Source organism: Flavobacterium sp. 28YEA47A, assembly GCF_041262125.1.
GTDB lineage: Bacteria > Bacteroidota > Bacteroidia > Flavobacteriales > Flavobacteriaceae > Flavobacterium.
Genome location: NZ_JBGCCI010000001.1, coordinates 139,359 through 164,406, shown reverse-complemented (window position 1 = coordinate 164,406; position 25,048 = coordinate 139,359). Strand labels below are relative to the sequence as shown.

Annotated in this window: 22 protein-coding genes and 4 tRNA genes; 16 read left to right on the top strand and 10 right to left on the bottom strand. The window is 37.5% G+C overall.

The window, feature by feature from the left end:
- Positions 1-65: 65 nt before the first annotated feature.
- The 3 genes from ABH942_RS00755 (at position 66) to ABH942_RS00745 (ending at position 1,903) form a co-directional block, all read left to right on the top strand.
- Positions 66-560, top strand: a complete 495-nt coding sequence (locus tag ABH942_RS00755; RefSeq protein ID WP_370028999.1) for an SRPBCC domain-containing protein — start codon at positions 66-68, stop codon at positions 558-560.
- Between the two features lie 214 nt (positions 561-774).
- A complete protein-coding gene (locus tag ABH942_RS00750; protein ID WP_370028997.1) occupies positions 775-1,419 on the top strand; it encodes an NAD-dependent epimerase/dehydratase family protein in 645 nt (214 codons plus the stop codon).
- Between the two features lie 46 nt (positions 1,420-1,465).
- Positions 1,466-1,903 carry an SRPBCC family protein gene (locus ABH942_RS00745; protein ID WP_370028995.1) on the top strand — a complete coding sequence of 146 codons (438 nt, stop codon included), beginning with the start codon at positions 1,466-1,468 and terminating at the stop codon, positions 1,901-1,903.
- Between the two features lie 129 nt (positions 1,904-2,032).
- Here the strand turns inward: ABH942_RS00745 and ABH942_RS00740 are convergent, their stop codons facing one another.
- The 4 genes from ABH942_RS00740 to ABH942_RS00725 form a co-directional block, all read right to left on the bottom strand.
- Positions 2,033-2,866 carry a helix-turn-helix domain-containing protein gene (locus tag ABH942_RS00740; RefSeq protein ID WP_370028993.1) on the bottom strand — a complete coding sequence of 278 codons (834 nt, stop codon included), beginning with the start codon at positions 2,864-2,866 and terminating at the stop codon, positions 2,033-2,035.
- Between the two features lie 47 nt (positions 2,867-2,913).
- A complete protein-coding gene (locus ABH942_RS00735; RefSeq protein ID WP_370028991.1) occupies positions 2,914-3,936 on the bottom strand; it encodes a helix-turn-helix transcriptional regulator in 1,023 nt (340 codons plus the stop codon).
- Between the two features lie 388 nt (positions 3,937-4,324).
- Positions 4,325-4,687, bottom strand: a complete 363-nt coding sequence (locus tag ABH942_RS00730; protein WP_370028989.1) for a VOC family protein — start codon at positions 4,685-4,687, stop codon at positions 4,325-4,327.
- A 5-nt stretch (positions 4,688-4,692) separates the two neighbouring features.
- On the bottom strand, positions 4,693-4,896 hold the full coding sequence (locus ABH942_RS00725) for an ArsR family transcriptional regulator (RefSeq protein ID WP_370028987.1): 204 nt from the start codon (positions 4,894-4,896) through the stop codon (positions 4,693-4,695).
- Positions 4,897-5,114: 218 nt separating this feature from the next.
- Between ABH942_RS00725 and ABH942_RS00720 the strand changes: the two genes are divergently transcribed.
- Positions 5,115-6,536 carry an RtcB family protein gene (locus ABH942_RS00720; RefSeq protein WP_370028985.1) on the top strand — a complete coding sequence of 474 codons (1,422 nt, stop codon included), beginning with the start codon at positions 5,115-5,117 and terminating at the stop codon, positions 6,534-6,536.
- A gap of 23 nt (positions 6,537-6,559) precedes the next feature.
- Here the strand turns inward: ABH942_RS00720 and ABH942_RS00715 are convergent, their stop codons facing one another.
- Both ABH942_RS00715 and ABH942_RS00710 read right to left on the bottom strand, forming a co-directional pair.
- Positions 6,560-8,887 carry a BspA family leucine-rich repeat surface protein gene (locus tag ABH942_RS00715; protein WP_370028984.1) on the bottom strand — a complete coding sequence of 776 codons (2,328 nt, stop codon included), beginning with the start codon at positions 8,885-8,887 and terminating at the stop codon, positions 6,560-6,562.
- 37 nt (positions 8,888-8,924) lie between these two features.
- Entirely contained in the window at positions 8,925-10,646 is a 1,722-nt protein-coding gene (locus tag ABH942_RS00710; RefSeq protein WP_370028982.1) for a T9SS type A sorting domain-containing protein, read from the bottom strand.
- A 256-nt stretch (positions 10,647-10,902) separates the two neighbouring features.
- On the opposite strand from ABH942_RS00710, the gene ABH942_RS00705 reads away from it, so the two are divergent.
- The 9 genes from ABH942_RS00705 to ABH942_RS00665 all read left to right on the top strand — a co-directional run bounded on the left by ABH942_RS00705 (position 10,903) and on the right by ABH942_RS00665 (position 17,782).
- Positions 10,903-11,649 carry a DNA polymerase beta superfamily protein gene (locus ABH942_RS00705; RefSeq protein WP_370028980.1) on the top strand — a complete coding sequence of 249 codons (747 nt, stop codon included), beginning with the start codon at positions 10,903-10,905 and terminating at the stop codon, positions 11,647-11,649.
- A 64-nt stretch (positions 11,650-11,713) separates the two neighbouring features.
- On the top strand, positions 11,714-12,772 hold the full coding sequence (locus ABH942_RS00700) for a DNA polymerase beta superfamily protein (protein WP_370028978.1): 1,059 nt from the start codon (positions 11,714-11,716) through the stop codon (positions 12,770-12,772).
- Between the two features lie 1,000 nt (positions 12,773-13,772).
- A tRNA-His gene (locus ABH942_RS00695) sits at positions 13,773-13,843 on the top strand.
- Between the two features lie 9 nt (positions 13,844-13,852).
- A tRNA-Pro gene (locus tag ABH942_RS00690) sits at positions 13,853-13,924 on the top strand.
- 10 nt (positions 13,925-13,934) lie between these two features.
- A tRNA-Leu gene (locus tag ABH942_RS00685) sits at positions 13,935-14,007 on the top strand.
- Between the two features lie 72 nt (positions 14,008-14,079).
- A complete protein-coding gene (locus ABH942_RS00680; protein WP_370028976.1) occupies positions 14,080-14,400 on the top strand; it encodes a hypothetical protein in 321 nt (106 codons plus the stop codon).
- Positions 14,401-14,571: 171 nt separating this feature from the next.
- Positions 14,572-14,690: transfer RNA gene (locus tag ABH942_RS00675), tRNA-Gln, on the top strand.
- A 246-nt stretch (positions 14,691-14,936) separates the two neighbouring features.
- Positions 14,937-17,177, top strand: coding sequence for a hypothetical protein (locus ABH942_RS00670; protein ID WP_370028974.1), 2,241 nt, complete (start codon positions 14,937-14,939; stop codon positions 17,175-17,177).
- 56 nt (positions 17,178-17,233) lie between these two features.
- Positions 17,234-17,782 carry an exonuclease domain-containing protein gene (locus ABH942_RS00665; protein ID WP_370028972.1) on the top strand — a complete coding sequence of 183 codons (549 nt, stop codon included), beginning with the start codon at positions 17,234-17,236 and terminating at the stop codon, positions 17,780-17,782.
- A 69-nt stretch (positions 17,783-17,851) separates the two neighbouring features.
- Here the strand turns inward: ABH942_RS00665 and ABH942_RS00660 are convergent, their stop codons facing one another.
- Together ABH942_RS00660 and ABH942_RS00655 are read right to left on the bottom strand one after the other, a co-directional pair.
- Entirely contained in the window at positions 17,852-18,304 is a 453-nt protein-coding gene (locus ABH942_RS00660; protein ID WP_370028970.1) for a VOC family protein, read from the bottom strand.
- Positions 18,305-18,488: 184 nt separating this feature from the next.
- Complete coding sequence (locus ABH942_RS00655; RefSeq protein ID WP_370028968.1) at positions 18,489-20,267, bottom strand: long-chain fatty acid--CoA ligase; 1,779 nt, start codon at positions 20,265-20,267, stop codon at positions 18,489-18,491.
- Between the two features lie 223 nt (positions 20,268-20,490).
- Here ABH942_RS00655 and ABH942_RS00650 point away from each other — a divergent pair, with 223 nt between their 5' ends.
- The 3 genes from ABH942_RS00650 to ABH942_RS00640 all read left to right on the top strand — a co-directional run bounded on the left by ABH942_RS00650 (position 20,491) and on the right by ABH942_RS00640 (position 23,558).
- Positions 20,491-21,996 (top strand): aldehyde dehydrogenase family protein, encoded by a 1,506-nt coding sequence (locus tag ABH942_RS00650; protein WP_370028967.1) that lies wholly within the window; start codon positions 20,491-20,493, stop codon positions 21,994-21,996.
- Positions 21,997-22,072: 76 nt separating this feature from the next.
- Complete coding sequence (locus ABH942_RS00645) at positions 22,073-23,134, top strand: 2,3-butanediol dehydrogenase (protein ID WP_370028965.1); 1,062 nt, start codon at positions 22,073-22,075, stop codon at positions 23,132-23,134.
- Positions 23,135-23,183: 49 nt separating this feature from the next.
- Positions 23,184-23,558, top strand: coding sequence for a DUF779 domain-containing protein (locus ABH942_RS00640; RefSeq protein WP_370028963.1), 375 nt, complete (start codon positions 23,184-23,186; stop codon positions 23,556-23,558).
- Here ABH942_RS00640 and ABH942_RS00635 read toward each other — a convergent pair.
- Both ABH942_RS00635 and ABH942_RS00630 read right to left on the bottom strand, forming a co-directional pair.
- Positions 23,551-24,474, bottom strand: a complete 924-nt coding sequence (locus tag ABH942_RS00635) for an AraC family transcriptional regulator N-terminal domain-containing protein (protein ID WP_370028962.1) — start codon at positions 24,472-24,474, stop codon at positions 23,551-23,553. The two genes, ABH942_RS00640 and ABH942_RS00635, sit on opposite strands and share 8 nt — an antisense overlap.
- A 93-nt stretch (positions 24,475-24,567) precedes the next feature.
- The gene (locus tag ABH942_RS00630; protein WP_370028960.1) at positions 24,568-24,954 is read right to left on the bottom strand and encodes a DUF2809 domain-containing protein; all 387 of its coding nucleotides are present in this window, start codon (positions 24,952-24,954) and stop codon (positions 24,568-24,570) included.
- Positions 24,955-25,048: the final 94 nt, after the last annotated feature.

The window sequence follows — 25,048 nt, the reverse complement described above, 5'->3', positions numbered from 1 at the left end:
TCTAAATTTTTGCATAAAGTATTTTGCTAACCGGATAATATTGAATAACTTAAATCAAAAAAAAAATGAGAAACAATCTTTTAATGAATTTTACTGTTGATAAGGAAAATAAGAAAATCAGAGTAGAAAGAGAATTTGCAGCAACTCGCGACAGAGTATGGGCTGCCTGGACAAAAAGTGAACTTTTAGACCAATGGTGGGCGCCAAAACCATGGAAAGCCAGAACGAAGTCTATGGATTTTACAGAAGGAGGATTTTGGCTTTATGCAATGGTAGGGCCAGATGGTTCAGAACATTGGGCAAGGGCTGACTTTCAAACCATCAAAGAAGGTGAAAGTTTCTCTACTTTTGATGCTTTCTGTGATGAGAATGGTACCATAAATACGAGCTTCGAAAGGTCGTTCTGGACTAACACATTCAAAGAACATTCCGGGTCGACGATTGTAAATATTGAAATTGTTTATAAAGCATTGGAAGACCTTGAAAAAATTATCGAAATGGGCTTCAAAGAAGGATTTACTGCCGGATTGGAAAATCTGGATGCACTTTTGGAGTCGTAATACGATTTATATAAAGGATATCATGGGCTGCTAGTACAACTTGGCAGCCTTTTTTATATATTAGTAGGACATTGGAACATATCTGAAATCAGCTATAACCAATAGTTTTTTTGAGCTTTACAACAAAACGATTTGGACTTTCTAACAAAACAATAGTTTTGCTTTGTAGTGAACTTTGCAAATAAATAAAGAGACAATTTAATCTATAATTGAAATGAAAGTAATCATTACAGGTGCTACGGGAATGGTAGGTGAGGGCGTTTTGTTAGAATGCCTTGAAAATTCAGCCGTAACTAAAGTGTTGATGGTAAATCGCAAGCCTTCGCCCATCAAACATTCTAAATTAGAAGAACTGATCGTATCTGATTTTATGAAATTGGAACAGCATGCTGAAGCCTTAAAAGGCTATGATGCCTGCTTTTATTGTGCAGGAATCAGTTCTATAGGTATGAATGAAGCTGATTATACACACATTACGTATGATACGACCTTGGCTTTTGCCCAAACACTGGTTTTAGTCAATCCGGATATGGTTTTTACATTTGTGTCTGGCGGACATACAGACAGTACCGAAAAAGGGAAGATAATGTGGGCAAGGGTAAAAGGCAGGACAGAAAATGCGCTGCAAAAGTTGCCTTTTAAAGCCGAATATAATTTCCGACCGGGATTTATGAAGCCTTTTAAGGAACAGAAAAACGTAAAGAGAGTCCTTAAAATTATCATCCCGCTATTCCCAATCTTTTTTCCTAAAAGTTCACTTACTATGAAACAAGTAGGTCAGGCTATGATTAATGCTGTCAAGAAAGGTTATCCAAAATCTATTTTGGAAATAGAAGATATCAGGGAACTGGCAAAATAGTATCATCTTTTTGTACTTTTGATGCTCCTTAAAATCAAACGCTTTTATGAAATACACTGTAGAAATTGAAATTGACCAACCTATTGACAAGGTTATTGAACTGTTTGATAATCCTGATACGATGGGTCAATGGATGGAAGGCTTACAGAGTTTTGAACATTTGAGCGGTACTCCGGGACAGCCTGGCGCAAAATCAAAACTTAAGTTTAAGATGGGCAATCGTGAATTTGAAATGATTGAAACCGTCACGGTACGCAACCTGCCGGAAGAATTTACGGGAACTTATGAAGCCGACGGCGTCTTTAATAGCGTAAGAAATAGTTTTATTAAACTTTCCGATACTAAGACCAAATATGTAACGGAAAATGAATTCCAACTAAAAGGTTTTATGAAAGTGATGGCTTTTCTGATGCCGGGTGCTTTCAAGAAACAGTCGCTTAAATTTATGGGTGACTTTAAAAAGTTTGCAGAAAGTCAAAACTAAAAATCAAGGTTTATTTTCTAAGGAATTCTTTTTTCAAACTTTGCGGCTCTGCGCCTTTGCGTGAAATAGTTGCTCGCAAAGGCGCAAAGGCGCAAAGTAAAATAGGCTTAGTAAGAAACTTTTACTGTATTATAAAAACAGCCAGTTTATCGTAGCATTTTCCTGTAAAGAAACCGACTTGAAAAATGCCTTAGGAGTTAATCCTGTAAATGCCTTAAAATCTTTAATAAGGTGCGATTGGTCATAAAAAGTACTGTCATAGCTCAATGTACCTTTGCTTTTATCCTTATTGGCAAGCTCGGTGTTTTTAGCCATCGTTTCCCTAAATCGTTGTATTTTTTTAAATTCTGAAGGTGTCTTGCCTATGTGAATATGAAACTGTCGCGCAATATTTTGTCGGCTTGTATGGTGTTTTGCCGCAAGCTGTTCGATAGATGCTTCTCCTGCATTTTCTATCAGTTCCAGCACTACATCCTGTATTAGCGGATTTTCAAAACCGATTAGCTTAGACAACCAATATTTTTCAATCTGGTTTCGCTGTTCCTCCTTATTATTTCCATTCAATATTGATTTCATAGTCGCCTCATAATCTTCGAAAGGGGCAAAAGAACTGGAAAAATTTTTAAGATAATACTCTAACGGTTTTGAAATAAAAGCATTCAGTCCTAAAGGCTTAAAGTAAAAGGTAATTTCTCTAATCTTGCCTTCGTAATGTATTTTGAATGGTTTTTTATAATGGCAGATGAGTGTGGAAAGAAAAGGAGTTCCTTTTTTTTCTTCGGCAAAAATACCCGTATTATCAATCATTAGCCGGGTATCATCAATGACAGATACGATACTGAAATTATTCGGGAAAGTAAAATATTCAACCCTAGGTTCATCTCTTTCCTTTTCTAAGAAATAATAACCTTCAATATATTGGGCTAGGATTTTGTTTTTTGGACTGAAATACTGTAGCTGCATAAGGCTAAATTCTGTTTTTATCTGATATGTACGATATGTATTGGGATTTATTTAACGGGCTGGTCGTATTTTCTCAATGCTTTTTTATGTTTTTCTCTAATTCGTTGTCTAAGGCTTTCAGGAGCCAGTACTTCAATTCCTTCAGCAAATCCCATAATCAGCCTTTCAAATTCATAATTGATGTTTAACATCAGGCTGATTACAATACTTCCACCTCTCTGATGTTCTTCAACTTTTTGGGAGTGGTGAAATGGTTTTGTTATTACATAAGGCGCATTATGAGCATCTACCCACAAACGGATATTTCTGACTCTTTGGCCTTCGCTAACCGAAACGCCGATCACGTCTTTGTAGAAATCTTCTGCATTGAAATTCTCTTCAGCATACGGATGGTTAAAATCAAAATCGACTGCTTCGATACGGTCTAATGCCAGGTTGACAATAGGCAACGCTGCTTTTTTCTTACCAACCAAAAACCAGCGGTTATTGAATTCTTTTAAAATGAACGGATGAAAGATAAACTGTTGAGATTCTCTGGATTTAAACGATTTATAAGTAAGTATCACTACAACTTTCTTGATGATGGCCTGGTATAGTATGTCCAGAAAATGCAATCCTTTTAAGTTCTCATTTTTATCCAGATAGATAACAGGTTGGGTATGCGATTTCTCTGCATAAATCTTATCTTCAAGACGCTGTAATATATCGGATACATCATTGAATAAAGAAAAATCTTTAAACTGCTTGAGCATTGAAACGGTTTCGGTCAGTACATTGATATCCGTTTCGGTTAGTGGAATATCGGTTATGGTATATTCCTCGTCTTCATATTTATAATACTTTTTGTCATAGACCACAATAGGCGCATTATAACCTAATTTTTCACTACGCATAAGCTGAATATCGAGCTGAGTGGTTCTTTTGCTTACGGAATTTTCTTTGCCTTCGTATTCAAACAATGCTTTAGAACAAGCCTCCATCAAATCTTCCAAAGTCCATTTCCTATATTGGTTTTGCAGGCATTTATCAATGGTTTTATAACGGATAAGGGCATTCTTGTTTTGAGACATTTTTTCTTAGTTTTAAAGAGTAAGGAAGTAAAAAGTATTTACCAGTTAGCCAAAAATAAAAATTCTTTTTTACTGCGCAAAATAATTGCGTAGTAGTGTAATCATCTTTGTACCATCAAAATAATCTAATAAGGCCTTGTAGCTTAAAGGGAAAAGCCTGTGGCAAAATTTACTGGCCATTGAGTTTACGGATATTCCGGTTAGACCTGCGCGGACTAATGGGTAGAATTTACAGAAGCACCGAAATCGTTAGGGAAAGTAGGGAAGCGTATTTGCAGCCGTAATGCCTGAGAGGGAATGTGAGTTCGAATCTCACCAAGGTTACATTCAGAAACCAATCAAAACTTTTTTGATTGGTTTCGTTTTTTATATATGGTTGCTATCAGCTTTATTCCTGTTTGTTTAGCTTGGAATAATCTGTTAATCCTAGCTTATTGCCAAACGGGTCGTTAAATTCTACAGCTAAGCCGGTCATTATCTCAAATGGCTCGCTCAAAAACGTTACTCCTTTTTGTTTTAGGCCCTCGTATGCTTCCTGTACATTATCTACAGTAAACCAAATAGCCGGTTTTGCATTTTGCATAGTACTAAGAATAATAGCAGGCTCATTTTTACCTACTTTAAAGGCTGTCATACCTTTATCTGAAAAATCAAATTTAATCTCAAGTCCAAGTTTGTCTTTATAAAATTCCTTTGCTTCATTAAGATTTTTGGCAGGAAGAAAAAAGTTGTCGAAGTCGCGTATATTCATAGAATTCAAGATTTAATTTGTGATAAGTCAATACCTAATTTTGTAAACTCAAGTATTCCCTTGTCGGTAATGTAAAAATTTTTGTCATCCGGTTTCTCTTTAGCTAACCAGCCTTTTGCTGTAAACTGTTCTAATAAAAGCATTCCAAGTTTTCCTCCAATGTGTTCGTAACATGCCTTAGCAGGCTTTCTGTCTAATGTCTTGCTCATTTTTTTAATTTTAATTTATTCTAAAATGTTCTAGATTGTTGAATATTAGGATTATTGAAATCAAAATTAATCAAAGTTGAAAAATAGAAACGTGATATTAGTCATACTTTTTTACTTTTAAAAAATCAATAATTCAAGTAAGAGAAGAATAAAAAATTACTACGCAAAATAATTGCGCAGGTGCATGTGCATCTTTGTACCATCAAAAAATGGAAAACATGAAAACACCAATCAACGGAACCGATTTGCTGGAATTGGGATATCCTCAGGGAAGCGTTATCGGGATTGCCCTAAAAGTAAATAAAAAGAGAACTGGCTATACAAAAGACCAGATGTTCGATAGGTATAAAAAGGTATTGGAAGCTCCAGAGGAGTATATCGAAGATGCGCTTTTTGGAAAATTGGCTATAGCATTAATCGAAAAGTTTGCAGAAAAACCAGAAGATTTTATTGCCCTGAATCCAAACCCGAAAGCCTTTTCATCCTATGGACTAAACCATATTGAAGCAGGAGCCATAGATCAGATGAAAATTGCGATGCAATTGCCAGTTACGGTTGCCGGTGCCCTGATGCCAGATGCGCACCAAGGTTACGGATTACCAATTGGAGGCGTATTGGCTACGCAAAATGCTATTATTCCTTATGGAGTAGGTGTGGATATTGGTTGTAGAATGGCCCTGTCGGTTTATGATATTCCGGAAGATTTCTATTATGAGAATGAACACAAATTCAAGAGAGAGCTGATAGCGCATTCTAAATTTGGTGCAGGTCACGGTTTCCAGGGACAATACAGAGCAGATCATGCTGTACTGGAAAGCCCTAACTTTGAAACTAACCCGTTTATCAAGAATTTAAAAGATAAGGCTTGGTCACAACTAGGGTCTTCCGGTGGAGGAAACCATTTCGTTGAATTCGGAATTTTAGAATTTGAATCGGATGATGCCGTTTTGGGTATTTCCAAAGGAAAATATGTTGCGTTGTTGACACATTCCGGTTCCAGAGGTTTTGGTGCTACTGTTGCCGGACATTATACTAAAATTGCAAAAGAGTTATGCCCATTACCGGAAGTGGCAAGAAATCTGGCTTATCTGGATATGAACTCGGAGATAGGACAAGAGTATTGGATAGCCATGAATCTGGCGGGAGATTATGCTTCGGCCTGCCATGAAATCATCCATAATAAGATGCAACAAGCATTGGGTGCTGAGGTGTTGGCGAAAGTGGAGAACCATCATAATTTTGCCTGGAAAGAAATCTGGAATGGAGAAGAAGTAATCGTACACAGAAAAGGAGCAACTCCGGCCGCAAAAGGTGTGATGGGAATCATACCGGGAAGTATGACGGCACCTGGATTTCTGGTTAGAGGAAAAGGAGAAGAAAACGCCATCAACTCGGCTTCGCATGGTGCCGGACGACAGATGAGCAGAGGTCAGGCTTTTAGGACGATTACCAAAAATGAAATGCAGGCCGTTCTAAATCATCATGGCGTAACGCTGATTGGTGCCGGACTGGATGAAGCGCCTATGGCCTATAAAGATATCAACCAGGTCATGGCATCGCAACAGGAATTAGTAGATGTAGTAGCAAAATTTACTCCTAAAATGGTGCGTATGGCAGATGACGGAAGCAGAGAAGATTAAAAATAGCAGGCAATTTCAGCCTGCTATTCTTTTATAAACTTACCATTCCAATTACCACGATCTGTAGAAACCGAAATCTGGTATATTCCCGAAGCTAGTAATGAAACATCTATAGATTTTGGATTTTCGGTAATGGTATAAATTGTCTGTCCCAACATATTGGTAATGGCAATTTTTTGTATTTCCGAATTTTGGCTATCGGTAAATTCAAAATGCAGTTGGTTTTTGGCAGGATTCGGATACATTTTTATGGCTAAAGATTTTGATCTATCCGGAACAGATAATTCAGGAGCTAGCGAACCTTCCTGTGTTTTTGCATACAACCCGATAGTGCCTGTTTTGGATAAGCGAAATTCTACAAAAGCGATACCATTTTCTGAGCCAGAATTGAAAGGAATAATCTTTTCTGCATCAGGCAGGGCATATGTACCGGCAGACATAGAGGCAATTACTGCTGCTGCGGTATTGCTGTCTGACAAGAACCATCCGGCATCTACGATATCTCCGGTAGGTGGTGCGTTTACAACCAGATTGGTATATTCGGATATGGAATAATAAACCCGTACAATAATACCATCATTTGCAGTATGGTTTCCGCTATCGGTAATAGAAACAAGGCGATTGCTGACTCTGGTGCTGTTAGTACCGTTGCTGATTTGGTAATATCCATCGGTAGAAGTAACACCAGGCGGAAGGGTTCCTATATTGTTGTTATTAATTTGTACGTTGGATGGCGAAAAGTTATTGCCATTCGGATTGACAGTCAGCATTTTTCGGGCACGATTTGTTGGATTTGACCAATCGTAGTTACATCCTGAATAGGTCAGCGTTGTCGTTGTACGTGATACTGCCAAAAGCGGAGTTGATGCAGCCAGCGAAATATCACCTGTAATGTTCCAGCCTTTTCCACCGTTGACAACAGGTAATAGGAGGTTGGCACGGGCAGCTGCTCCGTCATTGCAATAATAAAGCCCTGCTGCGCCTAAAACCCGGCTCTGAGGACCATTGGCACTAAATCCGACCAGTGTTGCATCATAATTGGCAATGCTCATGCCGCAATTATCAAGCATACCGCCAAAAAAACCTCCTAAAGAAGAATTTAAATTTAAACGTGCTCCCCATGGTCCCAGATTTTGGTTAAATGCGGAGGCATCTTTAAACATGGCTTCCATAGAAATTGCTGAAGAAATGTCCCAATTGCTAATGTCCTGATTGAAGGAAGTTGCCCCTTGAAACATATTCAGCATATTGACAGCTGAAGAAACATTCCAGTTACCGATATTTTGATTAAAAGCCGAAGCTCCTTTAAACATGGCATTCATATTAATAACATTACTCATGTTCCAATTGCCTATGTTTTGGTTGAAGGCCGTGGCTCCGGAAAATAGGGTTGACATATCTACAACAGCGGCTGTATTCCAGTTTCCGATAGGCTGGTTGAAAGCTGTAGCATCACTAAACATGCCATTCATTGTAGTAACAGCGCTTGTATTCCAATTTCCGATAGGCTGGTTAAAGGCAGTAGCTGCTGTAAACATGCTGCGTGTAATCGTAACAGCTCCCATATTCCAGTTGTTGATATTCTGATTAAAGGCAGTAGCTTGAGAAAACATACCGTCTGCATTAGTAAGACTGGCAGTATTCCAATTCCCGATGGGCTGGTTAAAAGCCCTGGCGGCATAAAACATATACTCCATGTTGGCAACGGCTCCTGTATTCCAATTTCCAATATTTTGATTGAAATTAGTAGCATTGGCAAACATGTTACTCATAGTTGTAACGAGAGCCGTATTCCATGTTCCGATATTCTGATTAAAAATTGTTGCACCGCTAAATAAATAACTCATATTGGTTACGGTAGCTGTATTCCAGCTTCCAATATTGGCCGGGCCATTTAAAGCGATACAAAATTGAAACATCTGGCTCATGTTAGTCACACCTGAAAGTACGGGAACATCGCTTGCCATAATGTTCATAGTGGTACAGCCATAAAAGGCACCAGCAAAGTTTGTCCAGGCAATGTTTCCCCATTGCGCAATGTTTTTCAGTTTTACTTTATCACCTGAATTATTGAAATAGATTCTTGGAAAAGTTCCGGTAATTTTAACCTGATAATTGGTGTTGATTGTCAAACCGGTAAATTGAGCATTTCCGGTAACATTATTCAATGTCGTAATGATGGTTGCCGGAGTATCAAGTCTTGCAATGGTGGCGGTATAGTTATATCCTGTCCCCGTTGTCGGAATTGTAATTGTTGTGCTGGCACCCGTATTCCATTCAGTTATAAACTGCCCGAAACAGGGAAAAGCAGCCATTAGGAAAAATGTAAAAAGAAGTAGTCTTATTTTCATAGGTAGTTTTTGGGTGTAAGTAGGTTTTGTCTAAATATTATTCCTTTACAAATTTGCCTTTCCAGTCGCCTTTATCAGTAATGAGATGGAGTTGGTATATTCCGGCTGCCAAAAAGTTGATATCGACTGACGGATTTTTATACGCCTCATTGTAGACAGTTTGTCCTAGCATATTGCTTATTAAAATCCGTTTTGTTTCAAAATTAGGCGTATTTGGAAGTTGTATGTTCAGGACATTAGCTGCTGGATTTGGGTACAGTTTTATAGTATTTTTCCAAGTGAATTCATCAGTACCCAGACAGCCATCCACAGTAAGTTGTAAAGGCATGGTTATGGTAGTACCACAGGAATTGGTCATCGTGCAAGTATAAATACCGCTGTCTGATACTACAAGATTGGAAATAGAGAGTATGGCGGTCGTTTGTGAAGGCAATACGGTTGAGCCTTTTTTCCAGACATAACTGATGGCATTGGTATTTTGTACGTCAAATACAAAAGGATTGTTCTGACAAACGACAAAAGAAGCAGTATCAAAAAAGTGATAAGAAGGCTTGCGGCAGATTTCGATAAGATCTTTTGGTTCATAGGTATTATTAGCAATTATTTTTCGGTTGACTGTATTTGTTGTCAGGTTAAGTTTGAAGTTTCCTTGACCGCTGCTGCCATAAATAGCACCATCGCTGGCTTTTAGCAATGTGCCATACGGAGCTCTGACCATATCATCTGCAACATAAGAAAAAGGACGAAGGATAGACATGGTTTCTGTGGAAAGGTCGTATTCAAATACGAGACCGTCTGGATTAGGATAGCTGCTATTATTGTTTCCACCTAAGGTACCATAAAGCTTATTGTCGGTGCTTTTGATAATTGGACTAGGATTAGCACCGTTTACAGCATAGTTGAAGTCAAACTTTTTAACCATCGTATTGGTAGCAATTGTATATTCAAAGAGTGTCCCGCTGCCCAATGGAGCTACGCCTTGAGGGCCTATATTAGCTCCACCCAATGCCGTACCGTATAATTTTCCTGGAAGAGCTTCCACCAGTTTGGTTTCATAAATAGTATGAATGACATCAGAACCAGAACCGGGTGTACCAAGAACATAAACTTTAGTCAGTTGGTTGTTTGAAAGATTCAGCCTATAAATACCACCAGGAAAAGGAATATTTTGTGCAGATGGCGCCATAGAAGTTACACCATATAAATTTCCATCGGATGCTTTCATAAGCTCTCCGGTAAATTTAGGATATTGGTTACTGTTATTATAAGAAAAAGGGGGAATGGTTGCAACGATGCTCATTTCTTCCGTATTGATATTGTATTTGAAAATGGAAGAACCGCTATTGGTAATGCCATATAGAATGTTAGGCTGAGGTTCTATAACACCATGCATTGCACCTGTTAATGTTGTAGAAAGTACTTTATATTGGTCGAGTATAAGATCGTATTCAAATAGTACTCCTAATGGTACTCCAGGGCCTGGTATACCGCCATCGTAACCAGTCACACCATATAATTTTCCGTTGGAAGCCTGGAATAGTCGGCCTCTTGGAAACTTTCCCAACATACCGTTAGGATCAAACTCATGCATGGTTTCAGGATTTGAACTATCACCTGCCAGAGCAGTTTTGATAATAACGCCATTGTTGCTTCCGGGAGTTCCTAAAGGCGTCATCCGATAACCCCAAAGTTCTTTTTGGGCATAAGAAGAAGAAAAAATAAAAAACAGGCAAGCTGCAAACAGGGTAATTTTTTTCATGTTGTTCCTCGTTTGGTAGGTTTGTGGCAATGCTAATACTACGAGAAAGCTATTGTATGGCGGGTTCGTGATTTGTGGGCGTGAACGTAAGGTAGTAGCTTAGTTGTAAGGGTACTAGTGCAAACTTAGGCTAATAAATTAAATTTTATGTTTTCTGAAGGATAAATTTTGAGAGAGGAGGATTCTTTCAGAGCCATAATGTAGGTTGAAAGAGAATTTATTTTAAAATATTTTTAAATTTGAGAAATTACTTATTATGATAGACAAAATACTAGATAAATTAAAAACGATAGAAAAAGAAAAAGGTGTAGAAATCCTTTTTGCTTGCGAATCGGGAAGCCGTGCGTGGGGATTTGCATCTCCTGATAGCGATTATGATATACGCTTTATTTACAAACATGATCTTGACTATTACCTGTCACTTTGGGAACAGCCTGATGTGATTGAATTTATGACAGAAGAGGATTTGGATGGCTCTGGTTGGGATTTAAGGAAAGCCGTAAAGTTATTGGCAAAATCCAATGCAACTTTGTTGGAGTGGCTACATTCGCCTGTAATATATTACAGAAATGAAACTTTTATGAAAGAAATATTGCCTTTAGCCGAAGCTTGCTTTTCGCCTGTGGCATGTCTGCATCATTATTTGGGCACGACCAAGAATTTCATGGACGTATGCTCAGTAGAGAAAGTCAAGCTAAAAAGTTATTTCTATGCATTGCGTACAGCATTGGCTGGCAAGTGGATTATAGAAAAGAATACGTTTCCGCCTGTGGCTTTTGCAGAACTGTTGCCTATTGCTCCCATAGAAGTACAAGAAAAGATAGCGGAATTGTTGGATATCAAAGCACAACAAGATGAAGGCTATCTACATCCGAAAGAAGTTTTGATTACAGACTTTTTAATGGAAACGATTAGGTTTAATCAGGAGAATGCTGGGAGTTTGGCTAGTGGAAAGAAGGTAAGCAGGGAGTTGGATAGTTTTTTTAAAAACTGTATTAAATAGAATAATTGTTGAATTAAAATTTATAAATACTGTTTTATATTGCAGAAGAATTTTACAAAGAAGCATGACCATCCAAGACCTTAAATCACAAAACCTAATTCTCTTTGAAGTCATTTCAGGAAGCAAGTCCTTTGGGTTAGATACGCCTACATCAGATACTGATATTAAAGGAGTATTTTACTTGCCCAAAGAAAAGTTCTATGGATTGGATTATATTCCACAGGTTGCTAATGAAACCAACGACGAGGTATATTATGAAATCGGCCGTTTTGTGGAATTACTACTCAAAAACAATCCAAATATTTTAGAAATCTTGGCTACGCCTGAGGATTGTATTCTTTACAAACATCCGTTAATGGAGCGCTTACGGCTAGAAGACTTTCTGTCCAAGTTATGTAAGGACACTTTTGCTGGCTATGCCGTAACGCAGATTAAAAAGGCAAGAGGATTGAAAAAGAAAATCGTGAATCCAATGGCTAAGGAAAAGAAAAGCCTTTTGGATTTCTGTTATATACTGCAAGGTTACGTAAGTATACCGCTACGACAATGGCTGAATGAACGGAACTATCAGCAAGAACGATGCGGTTTAATTAACCTGTCAAATTCACGGGACATGTTTGCGTTGTTTTATGATGTAGAAGGAAACCTGGGCTATAAAGGCATTATCCAAAAAGAAAGCTCTAATGAAGTTTCGCTTTCATCTATTCCGAAAGGGGAAGCTCCTGTAGTTTATCTTTCTTGCAATAAAGATGGCTATTCTAAATACTGCAAAGAATATACGGAATATTGGAACTGGATTGATAAACGCAATGAAGACCGATACCAGACTAACCAGCAGCACGGAAAAAATTATGACAGCAAAAATATGATGCATACAATCCGATTGTTACAAACTGCTGAGCAGATTCTTTCTACCGGAAAGTTAAATATTCGTGTTTTAAATCGCGCAGAGTTGCTGGCTATTAAATCAGGAGAGAAAGAGTATGATGAGTTATTGAGATTGGCAGATCAGCTGATTATCTCAATTGATAATTATTATAAAACGTCAATTTTGCCAGACTATCCAGATGAAAAAAAAGGATTAGAAACTTTGATTGATATCCGAAAAAGTTTGTATTCTTGATTGAATATTTTTGACTAATAGGAATAATCCTTATTACTTTCTCAAAAAAACAATTACATTTGTCCTCGAAATGAATACAATATACCAACATAGCGCACCGTCATTTAGATTAATAAGCGATCGTATTGGAGCAAAGCTTCTGGCGAAATGCCAGGGATGTGGTATGTATTGTAAAGATTTCAAGCAAAATTTGTAATTGATAATCCGAAACTATATAAAAAGCGTCCTGACATCAGGGCGCTTTTTTTGTTTTACAGCTATTTTGAAGACAAATAAGACAGATTAAGCAAGGTTTTGGAAAAAGAAATTAAAGAAAAAACAATAAAAATGATATAAAAACAAGTGCCTTACAAAGCACAGCCTAAAAAAAGTAAAAAAATGTTTCATGCCTAGTATAAAAAATAGAAAATAAGACTTGGAAACTAACCAAATGAGAGACAGTCATTTGAATATTGTAAAGATATCTGCAACCCAGCGGACAGGATTTATTTTGTTTAAAAATAAATGTAATTAATTGATTATCAATAAAATAAATTAAAAAATAATTTGGAAGTTTAATTTTTTCGACTTTATCTTTGCCGAAGAAAAATGGAAGGATTTCTGATTTGAGATTTAAGATTTTTGATTTAAGATATGCCAACTATAAACTATCAACTAACAATTATAAACTATAAAGATATGTTTGCTTTTAGATTACATAACATTCATCAAGCTTTCCCGAGACTGGATAGCAAATTTTATAAAACACAGGTGTATGATCATTACAGGCTGATAGGATAATTTTATCCTGTAGTATGATATGAAGCACCTTTAACGAGGTGCTTTTTTTATGCCCAAAAGAGGGATAGACCCTCTGCCTTCTAAGCAGGTGGTCGCAGGTTCGAATCCCATCGTGGTCACATAAGTTCTGGAAAGGAACTGGCTCATTGGGGTTACTGGCTAACCTTCCTAACTGTCTCTCGGGAGAAAGCTGTGAGTAATCCCATATGAACCGTATACGGTGCTTTTAGTTTATTAGGTAAAACCTCAGATTGTGGTTCTGAAGAACAGGGTTCGATTCCCGAAAGCACCCAAAAAAAACTGGGAAGATAACGAAGGTTGTTTACCCGCCTTGGACGCGGGAGGTCGCAGGTTCGAATCCTGCTTTCCAGACTTATCAATTGCAGGAATGGCGGAATGGTATACGCGGCAGATTTAGGATCTGTTTTTTGAGAGTTCGAGTCTCTCTTCCTGTTAGTTTGAAGCACTAAAGGTATTCGTTCAACTCGAATCTGTTCCACAATGTTTAATTAAAAAAAATACTAATCATGAGAAAAGACATCTTAAAAAGGTTTTTGACAAACACGGATGAAACGGGACGCTTCCTGATGAAGTCTAGGCTAACAGGTATTATTTATTTTGTTGAGCCAATTTATAATGGGAAAACACCCGAATGGGGCGATCTTGATCCGGCAACCAAAAAGCTCACGGGCAATTATGGTTCTAAATATACAGGAGCCGTTACCAAGAAAGAGTCGCTCATAACAGAAGAAAATGGCTTTGTTAATATAGGCTATTTTAAAGGAAGTCCTTTCGGAGCCATTGAACAAAGAGACCGTGAACACCAGAAAAGACTAGGACTTCTATAAATTTAATTCACTGCGCAAAATAATTGCGCAGTAGTTTTGAAATCTTTGTCATGTAATAAAACAATAAGTTCATTGAAATATAAAATAGTTAGCAAGGTCAAGTGTGAGTTACTTCGAATAACCTTCCAAGATAGCACTTACCCGATTACCGGCTAACTTTTTTAAAATTATGGGGCAGTAGCTCAGCGGTTAGAGCAGGTCAGTTTTTGAAATTATCTGAAAAGGTCAACAAAAACTTACTTCTTACACTTTTGATGTCCGGGTCGCGGGTTCGAATCCCGCCTGCTCCACAAATTAATGGTCAATAAAAACTTACTTCAGAAAATTGGTATTTCCGGTTCGAGTCCGGCAAGTTTTTAAATCACCATTAGTTTAGAAGGTCAAGATTAGCTTACTCCTGGGGAAGCCCACCAAATTACATTGATTCAGCTATTCCATTATCTTCAAGAATAAAATAAGGTCAAGTGTTTCTTACTTCAAAACTCTTTCAGGTAGAACCCAGAAACACAATTATCTAATTTAAAACCAAAAACAAAATGAAAACAAAAGAACTATTAAAAATCAGTTTGCGCCAGAATGCAATCTTTATCCCGAATGAATTGATAGCAAACGATAGTAAAGTATTGTCTGCTCCAACAGCAGTATTATTAGCGAATGTTTCGAAACTGGGATTTACTTTTTCAGAAACTTTATTGCATGCTTTGAATAATGTTAATCCAGGCTATAAAATAGAAGTCTTAGAAACTTTAAAAACAGTTTTAGGTATCGATAAAAATTGGACTCCGTTGGTTAAGGAATGGAATGTTCCAACCGGTGAATCTGCTTTTGATCATATTGTTACGATGATTGCTAATGTTTTCAAGACAGACAAAGGAACTACTCTGCAGTGCGGCCATAGTATTCCAAAGAATACTTTTCCTTTAGAAAGATACAATGGCTGCCCGTTTTGTGGTACTCCGTTTGAATTTGGTACTATTGAAAACTTTGGACAGGGAAGCAAATTAAAAGTATTGGAATTGTGGACAGAAAAGCAATTGAATGATTATTTCAATTCATTATTGCAATCTAAGACAGCTCTTGACGCTACTCAGGTGGAAAGCTTGAAAGTATTATTGCATTATTTGCCTTTGCCAAAAGTAGAAATCGGAATAAAAGAGACTTTAGTTTTAGTGATCGATACTTTGATTGAAGAAGATAAAGAAGAAAAAGCAGTTCAATATTTCAAGTCTCCAACAGATATCTTACGATACTTATGGTTCAAGAAAACAGGCTTACTGCAAATCATAGAGCCTAAAACTATCATAAAGAGAGTTGAAGAAAACGGAAAGCATATTTTTATACCAGCAGATAATAGCGCTCAATCTAAATTGATTGCCAAAAAGGATTTGAAGCTTAAATACTCTAGAAAAGAATGTCTGATGGTCGCCAATTGGCTAAACAATTTGGATATGGATGTGCAGGCTATGTGTGAAACCATGCATCCGAAAAGAGGAATGTGGATTCGTTTTATCAGAGCTTTGCGTTTGGCAGAATACGCTAAAAGAAAAGGCTTTGGAAAACTAAGCGAATTGTTGGATGTATTCTATAACCAGGCGTATGATGTTTGGCAGGCAGACGTAAACCGTTACCGTTTAAAAATGGATGTTGAAAAAACATTTGCTTTGCTGAAGCAGCGTCCAGGTCTATTCGCACGTTCTTTATTCTCGAATATGCTTTGGTTTGGTTCTGACGAAACAATTGTCCACTTTACGGAGATTATCGATAAAATTCCTGCAAGGCTACTATTCACACTAAACATGTATGCTCAAAATTATTTTGATAAAAACATACAAAGAAGCGTGAAGCCATTAGGAGGAACTAATAAGAGAATTGGTGCCAACATCTTATTAGGTTTATATGATGAAAAGCAATTAGAGGCGATGAAAAGCCAGATTGAAGATTTGTGTATTCTGGCAATGAAAAAAAGATTCGCTGCTGTTGCAAATGATAACAAGACGATGTATATCGATCCGCAATTATTCAACATTCCTGTTTCTATTGGAGATAGAAGTGATACGGTTCAGGATTTACCTGTTGCCTTGATGGGTACTCGTTACCCAGTTAAAGGTAATGAAGTGAGACTGTTCATGCAATGGGGTAAAGATTTGCCAGCCCAGCATTTGGATATGGACTTAAGCTGCCATATTGCTTATGAAAACAAGTTGGATATGTGCTCGTTCAGCAGATTAAATACAATCGGTTGTAAGCATAGTGGTGATATCAGAAGCATACCGAATAAAATTGGTACGGCAGAATATATCAACATCAATATCGATGAGTTGAAAAAGGCAAGAGCAAAATTTGTGACCTTTACGTGTAATGCGTATAGCAATGGAAACATTACTCCGAACCTTGTTGTAGGATGGATGAATAGCAAATACCCGATGAAAATATCGGAAAGAACAGGCGTAGCTTATGATCCGTCTTGTGTTGACCATCAGGTAAGAGTAACTCAAAACGTTGCAAAAGGTTTGGTTTTTGGTGTGCTGGATGTTGCCAAAAAAGAAATCATTTGGTTAGAGATGACTTTTGGTGGTCAAATTGTCCAAGGTCTGGACTATAAAGGAGTTCAGGCTCTATTATCAAAACTGAGCAGTAAATTGAATATCGGTAGTCTGCTACAACTTAAAGCAGAAGCTCAAGGTTTGGAGATTATCGAATCCTTAAATGCGGATGAGGTTTATGATGCTCAATGGGCGATAAATGCAGCTGCTGTAACGCAGTTATTAATAGATTAAGTTAAAACCACGAATTTGTTTTCAATGAGTTCGTGGTTTTTAAAAAGTAAAACAAAATGAAAACAACAGATAAAATTATAATTATAGACCTTGAAGCGACGTGCTGGAAAGGTCAGATTCCCGATGGGGAAGCAAATGAGATTATAGAAATAGGCTTGAGCCTGTTAGACACGGCTACAGGTGAAATTTCTAAGAGCCAGGGTATTTTAATCAAGCCGCAGCGTTCAACAGTAAGTCCGTTTTGTACGGAGCTTACAACAATAACCCAGGATTTATTGGATAAAGAGGGCGTATTGTTTGAAGAAGCCATTGAAAAACTTATTGACGAATACAATCCGGATTTATATACCTGGGCGAGCTACGGCCAATATGATTTAAATATGCTGAAAAGGCAATGCATGTCCTTTGGCGTGAACTATCCAATGGGCAACGACCATATTAATGTGAAGGTTTTGTTTGCTGAAACAAGAGGACTGTCAAAACCAACAGGCATGAACGGTGCTTTGCATATTCTTGAAATACCACTTGAAGGAACACACCACAGAGGTGTTGATGATGCAAAGAATATTGCTAAAATATTACATTGGTGCCTAAACAACCAATAACAAAAAACCATGAATCATCACGATTCATGGTTTTATAACTTAAAGACATAAAACAAAAATTCAACCGGTTTATGATTTTTTCAATTCCAGCCATTTATCATAGGAAAGTACGCCTAATTCAGGTTGTCCGTTTCCTTCTAAAAGCGATATGAATTCCAATTGGTTGCCGTCAGGATCGTTGAAATAAATAGCCAATGCAGGCATCCATGCAAATACCATAGGTGTTGATGAACCGTTTTTAAGGAAATTATAAGGCTGAAGCTGGTTGTTTTTTAAAAAGAGCTCAGAATGTTGCTGTATAAATTCAATATCACAAGTAAAGGCAAAATGTCGTGTCTGTATAGATTCCTTTTGTTCCCATAGTCCCAACATGGCTTTTTTTCCTTCGCCAATCCATAGGAAGGCTATTGGTCTGGTTTCGTCGTAATGTGCCAATTGTAATCCCAGTATTTCGGTATAAAATTGCACTGCTTTTGCCAGGTCACTGACTTGGACATGGGTTTCGTATAGTCCGGTTATCATAAGAATAGTAATTTATTGATAATCAAAATTAGCTATTCTTCGAGGCATAGAAAGCGCTTTTCTATAATAAAAGTCTATACGACTATTGAGTACAATTAATCAGTTTCAAGCAGACAGAGCGGATTATTATGATAAGCTATTTAAAACAAAAACCGCAAACAGGACGTTTGCGGTTTTTTGTTTTTTAAGCGTCTTTATATATTTTGTCGTACAGGTCTTGGTATTTCTCCTTAACGTTCTTACGTTTTAATTTTAAAGTAGGAGTAAGTTCTCCACCGTCAATCGACCACACTTCAGGTGTCAATTCAAAACGTTTGATCATTTCCCAATGTCCGAATTTTTTGTTGATATCATCAACTTCTTCCTGAAAGCGTTTTTTTACATCTTCGTTGGCAACAATCTCCTTGTTTGTTGAACCAATGGATAACCCTTTTTTAGCTGCCCATTGTTTTACGAAATCAAAATCAGGCTGTATGAAAGCACCCGGCATTTTTTCGCCATCGCCAATAACCATAATTTCGCCAATAAAACGGGACTGTTTCATGGCATTTTCTATCAGCTGAGGTGCAATATATTTTCCACCTGAAGTTTTGAACATTTCTTTTTTCCTGTCGGTGATTTTCAAGAAACCTTCTTCGTCAATTAAACCAATATCGCCTGTATAGAAATAGCCATCTTTGACAGCTTCTGCCGTTTTTTCAGGATCTTTATAATATCCCATCATTATATTTGGGCCTTTGCAAAGAATCTCTCCGTCTTCGGCAATCTTTACTTCAACATTGTCAATTACTTTACCTACAGTTCCTATTTTAAAACCATGATTACGCATATCGTTTACGGCAATCACAGGAGAAGTTTCAGTTAAACCATAACCTTCCATTACAGGAATTTGAGCTGCGGCAAATACTCTTGCCAATCTTGGCTGTAAAGCGGCACTTCCTGAAACCATCAATTCAAGATTATTACCCAAACCTTCTTTCCATTTACTAAAAACCAGCTTTCGGGCAATTCCTAATTGAAATTCATACCACCAGCCATTTTTTCCATAAGGTTCAAATTTGAGCCCAAGCTCGATAGACCAGAAAAAGAGTTTTTTCTTGATTCCGGTAAGTTCGGCTCCTTTGGCATAAATTTTATCATATACTTTTTCTAAAAGCCTTGGAACTGCCGTCATAACGTGCGGTTTGGTTTCTTTCAGATTGTCGCTTAGCTTGTCAATCGACTCGGCAAAATAAATTCCAACACCATAATATTGGTAGAGATATACCACCATTCTTTCAAAAATATGACAGATAGGAAGAAAACTCAATGCCTTACTTTTTCCGGCTTGAAACGGAATTCTTTTTTCACTTCCCAATACGTTGGAAACAATGTTTTTATGGGAAAGCATAACGCCTTTTGGCCTTCCGGTGGTTCCGGAAGTATAAATTATTGTTGCCAGGTCTTCTGTAGTTACGCTTTGTTTGCTGGCTTCGACTTCATTCTGGTTGCTTTCGTCTTTTCCTAAATCCAGTAATTCTGTCCAGTTTTTACATCCTGAAATGGTATTGAAAGAAAAGACATCTTTTAGGTTAGGAACGTTATTTTTAATCGCATTTACTTTTTTCAAGACTTCTTCATCAGAAACCAAGCAGTAAATAGCACCTGAATGATTCAGGATATATTCATAATCTTCTTCAGAAATAGTAGGATATATAGGAACATTTTGTGCTCCGGTCTGCAGAATCCCAATGTCTACAATATGCCACTCGGTTCTGTTGTTTGATGAAATGACCGCAATCTTATCATCTTTTTGTATTCCCATTCTCAAAAGAGCCCTTGAAATGGCGTTCGCTTTTGAAATATATTCGTCAGTAGAAGTTTTCACCCATTCTCCATCATACTTTGTAACCAACGAATCGGGAATGCTGTATTTTTCCTGTTGATGGTAAGGAAAATCAAACAAGCGTGTTATTTTGTTCATTGAGGTAAATTTTACCTGCAAATTATAAAAATATATTAAGAATGCCAATACTTTTCGAGCAGCTATATGCTATTTTAATATAAGTTTAGTAATACGACTTTATCAGGCCGGTTATTTAGTTATTTTCTTCTTAAAATTAGAATTGTGCTATTTTTTGATAGAATAATGCTATAATTCGTAATTAGTAATACTCAAATTTGATAAAACTAAAAAATATTAAATTATGAGCGATATTCTAAAAAGACCCCAGTTTAAAGAAAGATATGATAATTATATCGGAGGGAAATTTGTGCCTCCGGTGCAAGGGAAATATTTTGATAACGTTTCTCCCATTGATGGAAAAGTATTTGCCCAGGCGGCACGATCTACTAAAGAAGATGTAGAATTGGCTTTGGATGCGGCACATGAAGCGTTTAAGTCATGGAGCAAGACTTCGCCTACCTACAGAAGCAATCTGCTTTTGAAAATTGCCCAGGTTATAGAAGATAATTTAGAATACCTGGCTATTGTTGAAACCATTGATAACGGAAAAGCTGTCAGAGAAACGTTGGCGGCAGATTTGCCTTTGGTTGTTGACCATTTCAGGTATTTTGCAGGCGTAATAAGAGGAGATGAAGGCACTATTGCGGAACATGATGAAAATACCGTTAGCATTGTCCTGCATGAACCTATTGGTGTTGTCGGACAGATTATTCCATGGAACTTTCCGCTTTTGATGGCAACCTGGAAAATAGCTCCTGCTCTTGCCGCGGGCTGTTGTACGGTAGTAAAACCGGCTGAACAGACTCCGGTTTCAATTATGGTTCTAATGGAACTGATTGGAGACCTATTGCCTCCAGGTGTCCTAAATATTGTCAACGGTTACGGAATTGAAGTAGGAAAACCATTAGCTACATCTTCAAGGATTTCTAAAGTTGCCTTTACAGGAAGTACCACTTCAGGCAGGCTTATTATGCAGTATGCAGCTGAAAATATTATTCCTTCCACTATGGAATTAGGAGGAAAATCACCTAATATTTTCTTTAAATCAGTAGCTGATGCCGATGATGAATTTTTTGACAAAGCGATTGAAGGTGCCGTTTTGTTTGCCTTAAACCAAGGTGAAGTATGTACCTGTCCGTCACGAATGCTGATCCATGAAGATATTTATGATAAATTCATCGCTAAAGTAATCGAGCGTACTAAGGCAATCAAAACTCTGCATCCTTTGGACAAAACAAGTATGATGGGAGCACAGACGTCAAACGAGCAATACCAAAAAATACAATCCTACTTGAAAATAGGAAAAGAAGAAGGGGCGGAAGTGTTATTAGGAGGAGAAGTCAACCATTTAGATGGCGATTTGGATGGTGGTTTTTATATTGAGCCTACAATTTTCAAAGGACATAACAAGATGCGCATTTTTCAGGAAGAAATTTTCGGCCCGGTGGTTTGCGTGACTACTTTTAAAACAGTCGAAGAAGCAATAGAAATAGCAAACGATACTTTATACGGATTAGGAGCCGGAGTATGGACTCGCGATGCCCATGAATTGTATCAGGTTCCGAGAGCTATTCAGGCTGGGCGTGTATGGGTAAACCAATATCATTCGTATCCGGCCCACGCTCCATTTGGAGGGTATAAAAAATCAGGCTTCGGTCGTGAAAACCATAAAATGATGCTGGATCATTACAGAAGCACCAAAAACATGCTGATTTCTTATGATAAAAAGAAATTAGGATTCTTTTAATAGTTGATTGTTGGCACCGCATTTAAAAATGCGGTGCTTTTATTCTCCAAAAAATATAAATAAAAACTAGTATAAAATGACAAATATGAAAGCAGCCCGCTGGCATGCGGCTAAAGATATTCGGGTTGAAGAAACAACAGTGCCATCGCCCGGAAAAAACCAGGTACAGATAGAAGTACAATTTGCAGGAATTTGTGGTTCCGACCTTCATGAATATACACATGGGCCAATGCTGATTCCTTTTGACAAGCCTTATCCGCTTAACGGACATAAAGGAGTGACGACATTGGGACATGAATTTGCAGGAATCGTAAACGAAGTAGGCGAAAATGTAAAGAATATAAAGAAAGGCGACAGAGTTGTCGTTGAGCCTATTTTTAAAAATCCAGAAAGCCCTTTTATAGCAAATGGGCAATATAATCTTTCAGAACCTCTGGGTTTTGTGGGATTGACTTCCAATGGAGGTTTTGCAAAATATACCGTGGTTGAAGATTATATGGTACATAAAATTCCGGATTCCATGAGTTTTGAGCAAGGAGCCTTAGTAGAACCGGCAGCAGTCGCTGTTTATGCGGTTTTACAAAGCGGCCTTAAAATAGGTCAGTCCTGCGTTATTTTTGGAGCAGGACCTATTGGACTTTTATGTGTACAGGCAGCTATTGCAGCCGGAGCGACAACAGTTGTAGTTGTTGATGTGGCTGAAAAGCGTTTGGAAAAAGCACTTTCTATTGGTGCCAGTTACGTAATCAACGGAAAAAGCGAAAACATTCCGCAACAGGTAAAAGACTTGACAAATGGTGGTGCTGATATTTATTTGGATGCGGCGGGCGTACAGGCAACTTATGATGCCGGCCTTGCCAGCTTAAAAAATGGAGGAACGGCCGTGCTTGTCGCTTTGTTTGGAAAACCGGTAAATCACGATGCTTTTACACAAGTTGTTCGTGAAATTACTATTAAAGGAATTATCGCTTATAGAAATATTTTCCCTGAAGTTATCAATCTCATAGCCACCGGACGAATGCCGGTTGAAAAATTAGTGACCAGCAAAATAAAACTCGATAATATAGTGAAAGATGGTTTTGAAGCTCTTGTGACTAACCCGTCAGAAGTAAAAATATTAGTCGATATTAACAATTAACTCCGTAAATGAGCTTTCCGATTCAGGAAAGCTCATTTCTTAATTAACTATGGCTACAAAAAGAGTACTGGCTACCGAAAAAGCCAAAGAAGTAATTGCAAAGCTAAAAGCAGAATATGGTGAATTGATGTTTCATCAAAGCGGAGGTTGTTGCGAAGGATCGTATCCGCATTGTTTTGAAAAAGGCGGCTTTTTAATCGGTTCAAACGATGTATGCATCGGAGAAATTGAAGGTTGCAAGTTTTATATGGCTGGCGACCAGTTTGAATACTGGAAACATACTCAGCTCACTTTGGATGCTATGGAAGGCAGGGCTGCAAGTTTTTCGCTTGAATCGGTTTTAGATGTTGGCTTTTTTATCCATTCCCGATTGTATACGGAAGAAGAAGCCAAAGATTTAGAACCTGTAGAACGGTTTAATTGATGGTGAGTTTCTGGTATTGCTTAGGCGTAATGCCTTCATGTTTTTTGAACAAGCGTATAAAATAATTGCTGTCGTCGAAACCTAGTTCATAGGATACTTCGTTCACGTGAATGTTCTGCCCGCTCAAAAGGGCTTTTGCCATCTTGATTTTTTCCTGTACAATGAATTCTACAGGAGTGATTCCTAATTCTCTTTTGAAAAAACGGTGGAAGGCTGTCGTACTCATACAAGCCACATCCGATAGTTTTTTCATATTGATATTGTTATTGATATTCGCCTTGATATAGGCTATGATTGGAGAAAGTGTCGGATTGGAATCTACAAGAGTGTTATCCTGAGCTCCTTTTTGAGTTTGGAGCTGTATGATCTGAATTAGCATTTCCTGTAAGGTCAGATCGGCAATGATGTCTTTGGTTACAGAATTGCTCAGGCATACTTTAATCAGTTTTTGTATGGAAGCAGCCAATTCTATATTGTTGTAAAAAAAGTAATTGTTAGCATTCAGCTGCCAGGAATCATCCAAACCTTTAGGGTATTTTTCGTTAAGCAGATTTAATATTTCACTGATTTTAGAATGATCCAATGCCAAGGCAAGACATTGGGTTGGATTTTGCTTGGAAGCTTCGGGAAAATCAATCTTCATTTCTACATTGGACGGAACAATAACGGTTTCACCCGGTAGGTAATCAAAACCTTCCTTATCAAAAAGATGCATTACCTTTTTGCCTCTCAACATGCTGGTGACAACCAAATCGTTAAATTTTAAAGGAACCAGTTGTGCTTCCTGATAGGTTTCAAACAGATTCAGCTCACAATGATTTAAGGTATGTATCGTTCGGTTTTCGACCAACGTCTTCAACGAATTTTCTTTAGAAAGATCAGGAGCATCCAGAATTATTCCATTTTTTAAAGCCATAACGATCAAAGTTTTTTAGGAGTAATGACTTTCTTTTTAGAAGAAAAGCCATTCCTATAAAAGTAAAGATTTTTTTCCTTTAGACAATGAACATTAACTTTTTTGCAAGCTGTCAGTAGGCTTCTTTAAGAAGTTTTCGATTATAAAAACAATCCCGATTCCAAAAGTATAGGCAAGAATATCACTCCACAGAAAACCTTGCCCTAAAACAAGATGTCCTATAGTGGTTGAACGGATGTTTACAATCCAATGGGCCTGATACAACTGTAGTGTTTCTATAACATAACAGACTAAAAGCGAAACAAGAGCTATTATTTTGGTTGCGGCTTTTGGAAAAAGAAAATGCATTATAAAGTAAATCATTATGGCATAAAGCATGTCTCCAATAAATAAAGGGATGCCTTTTATAGTTCGAGATGATAGGCCCAGAACTATTGTTCCTAAGAAGAATAAAAAATAGTAGAGTCCTGGTTTTTTCATAGTATGAATTCTGCCCTCTAAAATACAGTGTTTTTACTTATTAAAAATAGGGAATTGCCTGATAATCATCAAAATAACTGTTTCTACATTTGAT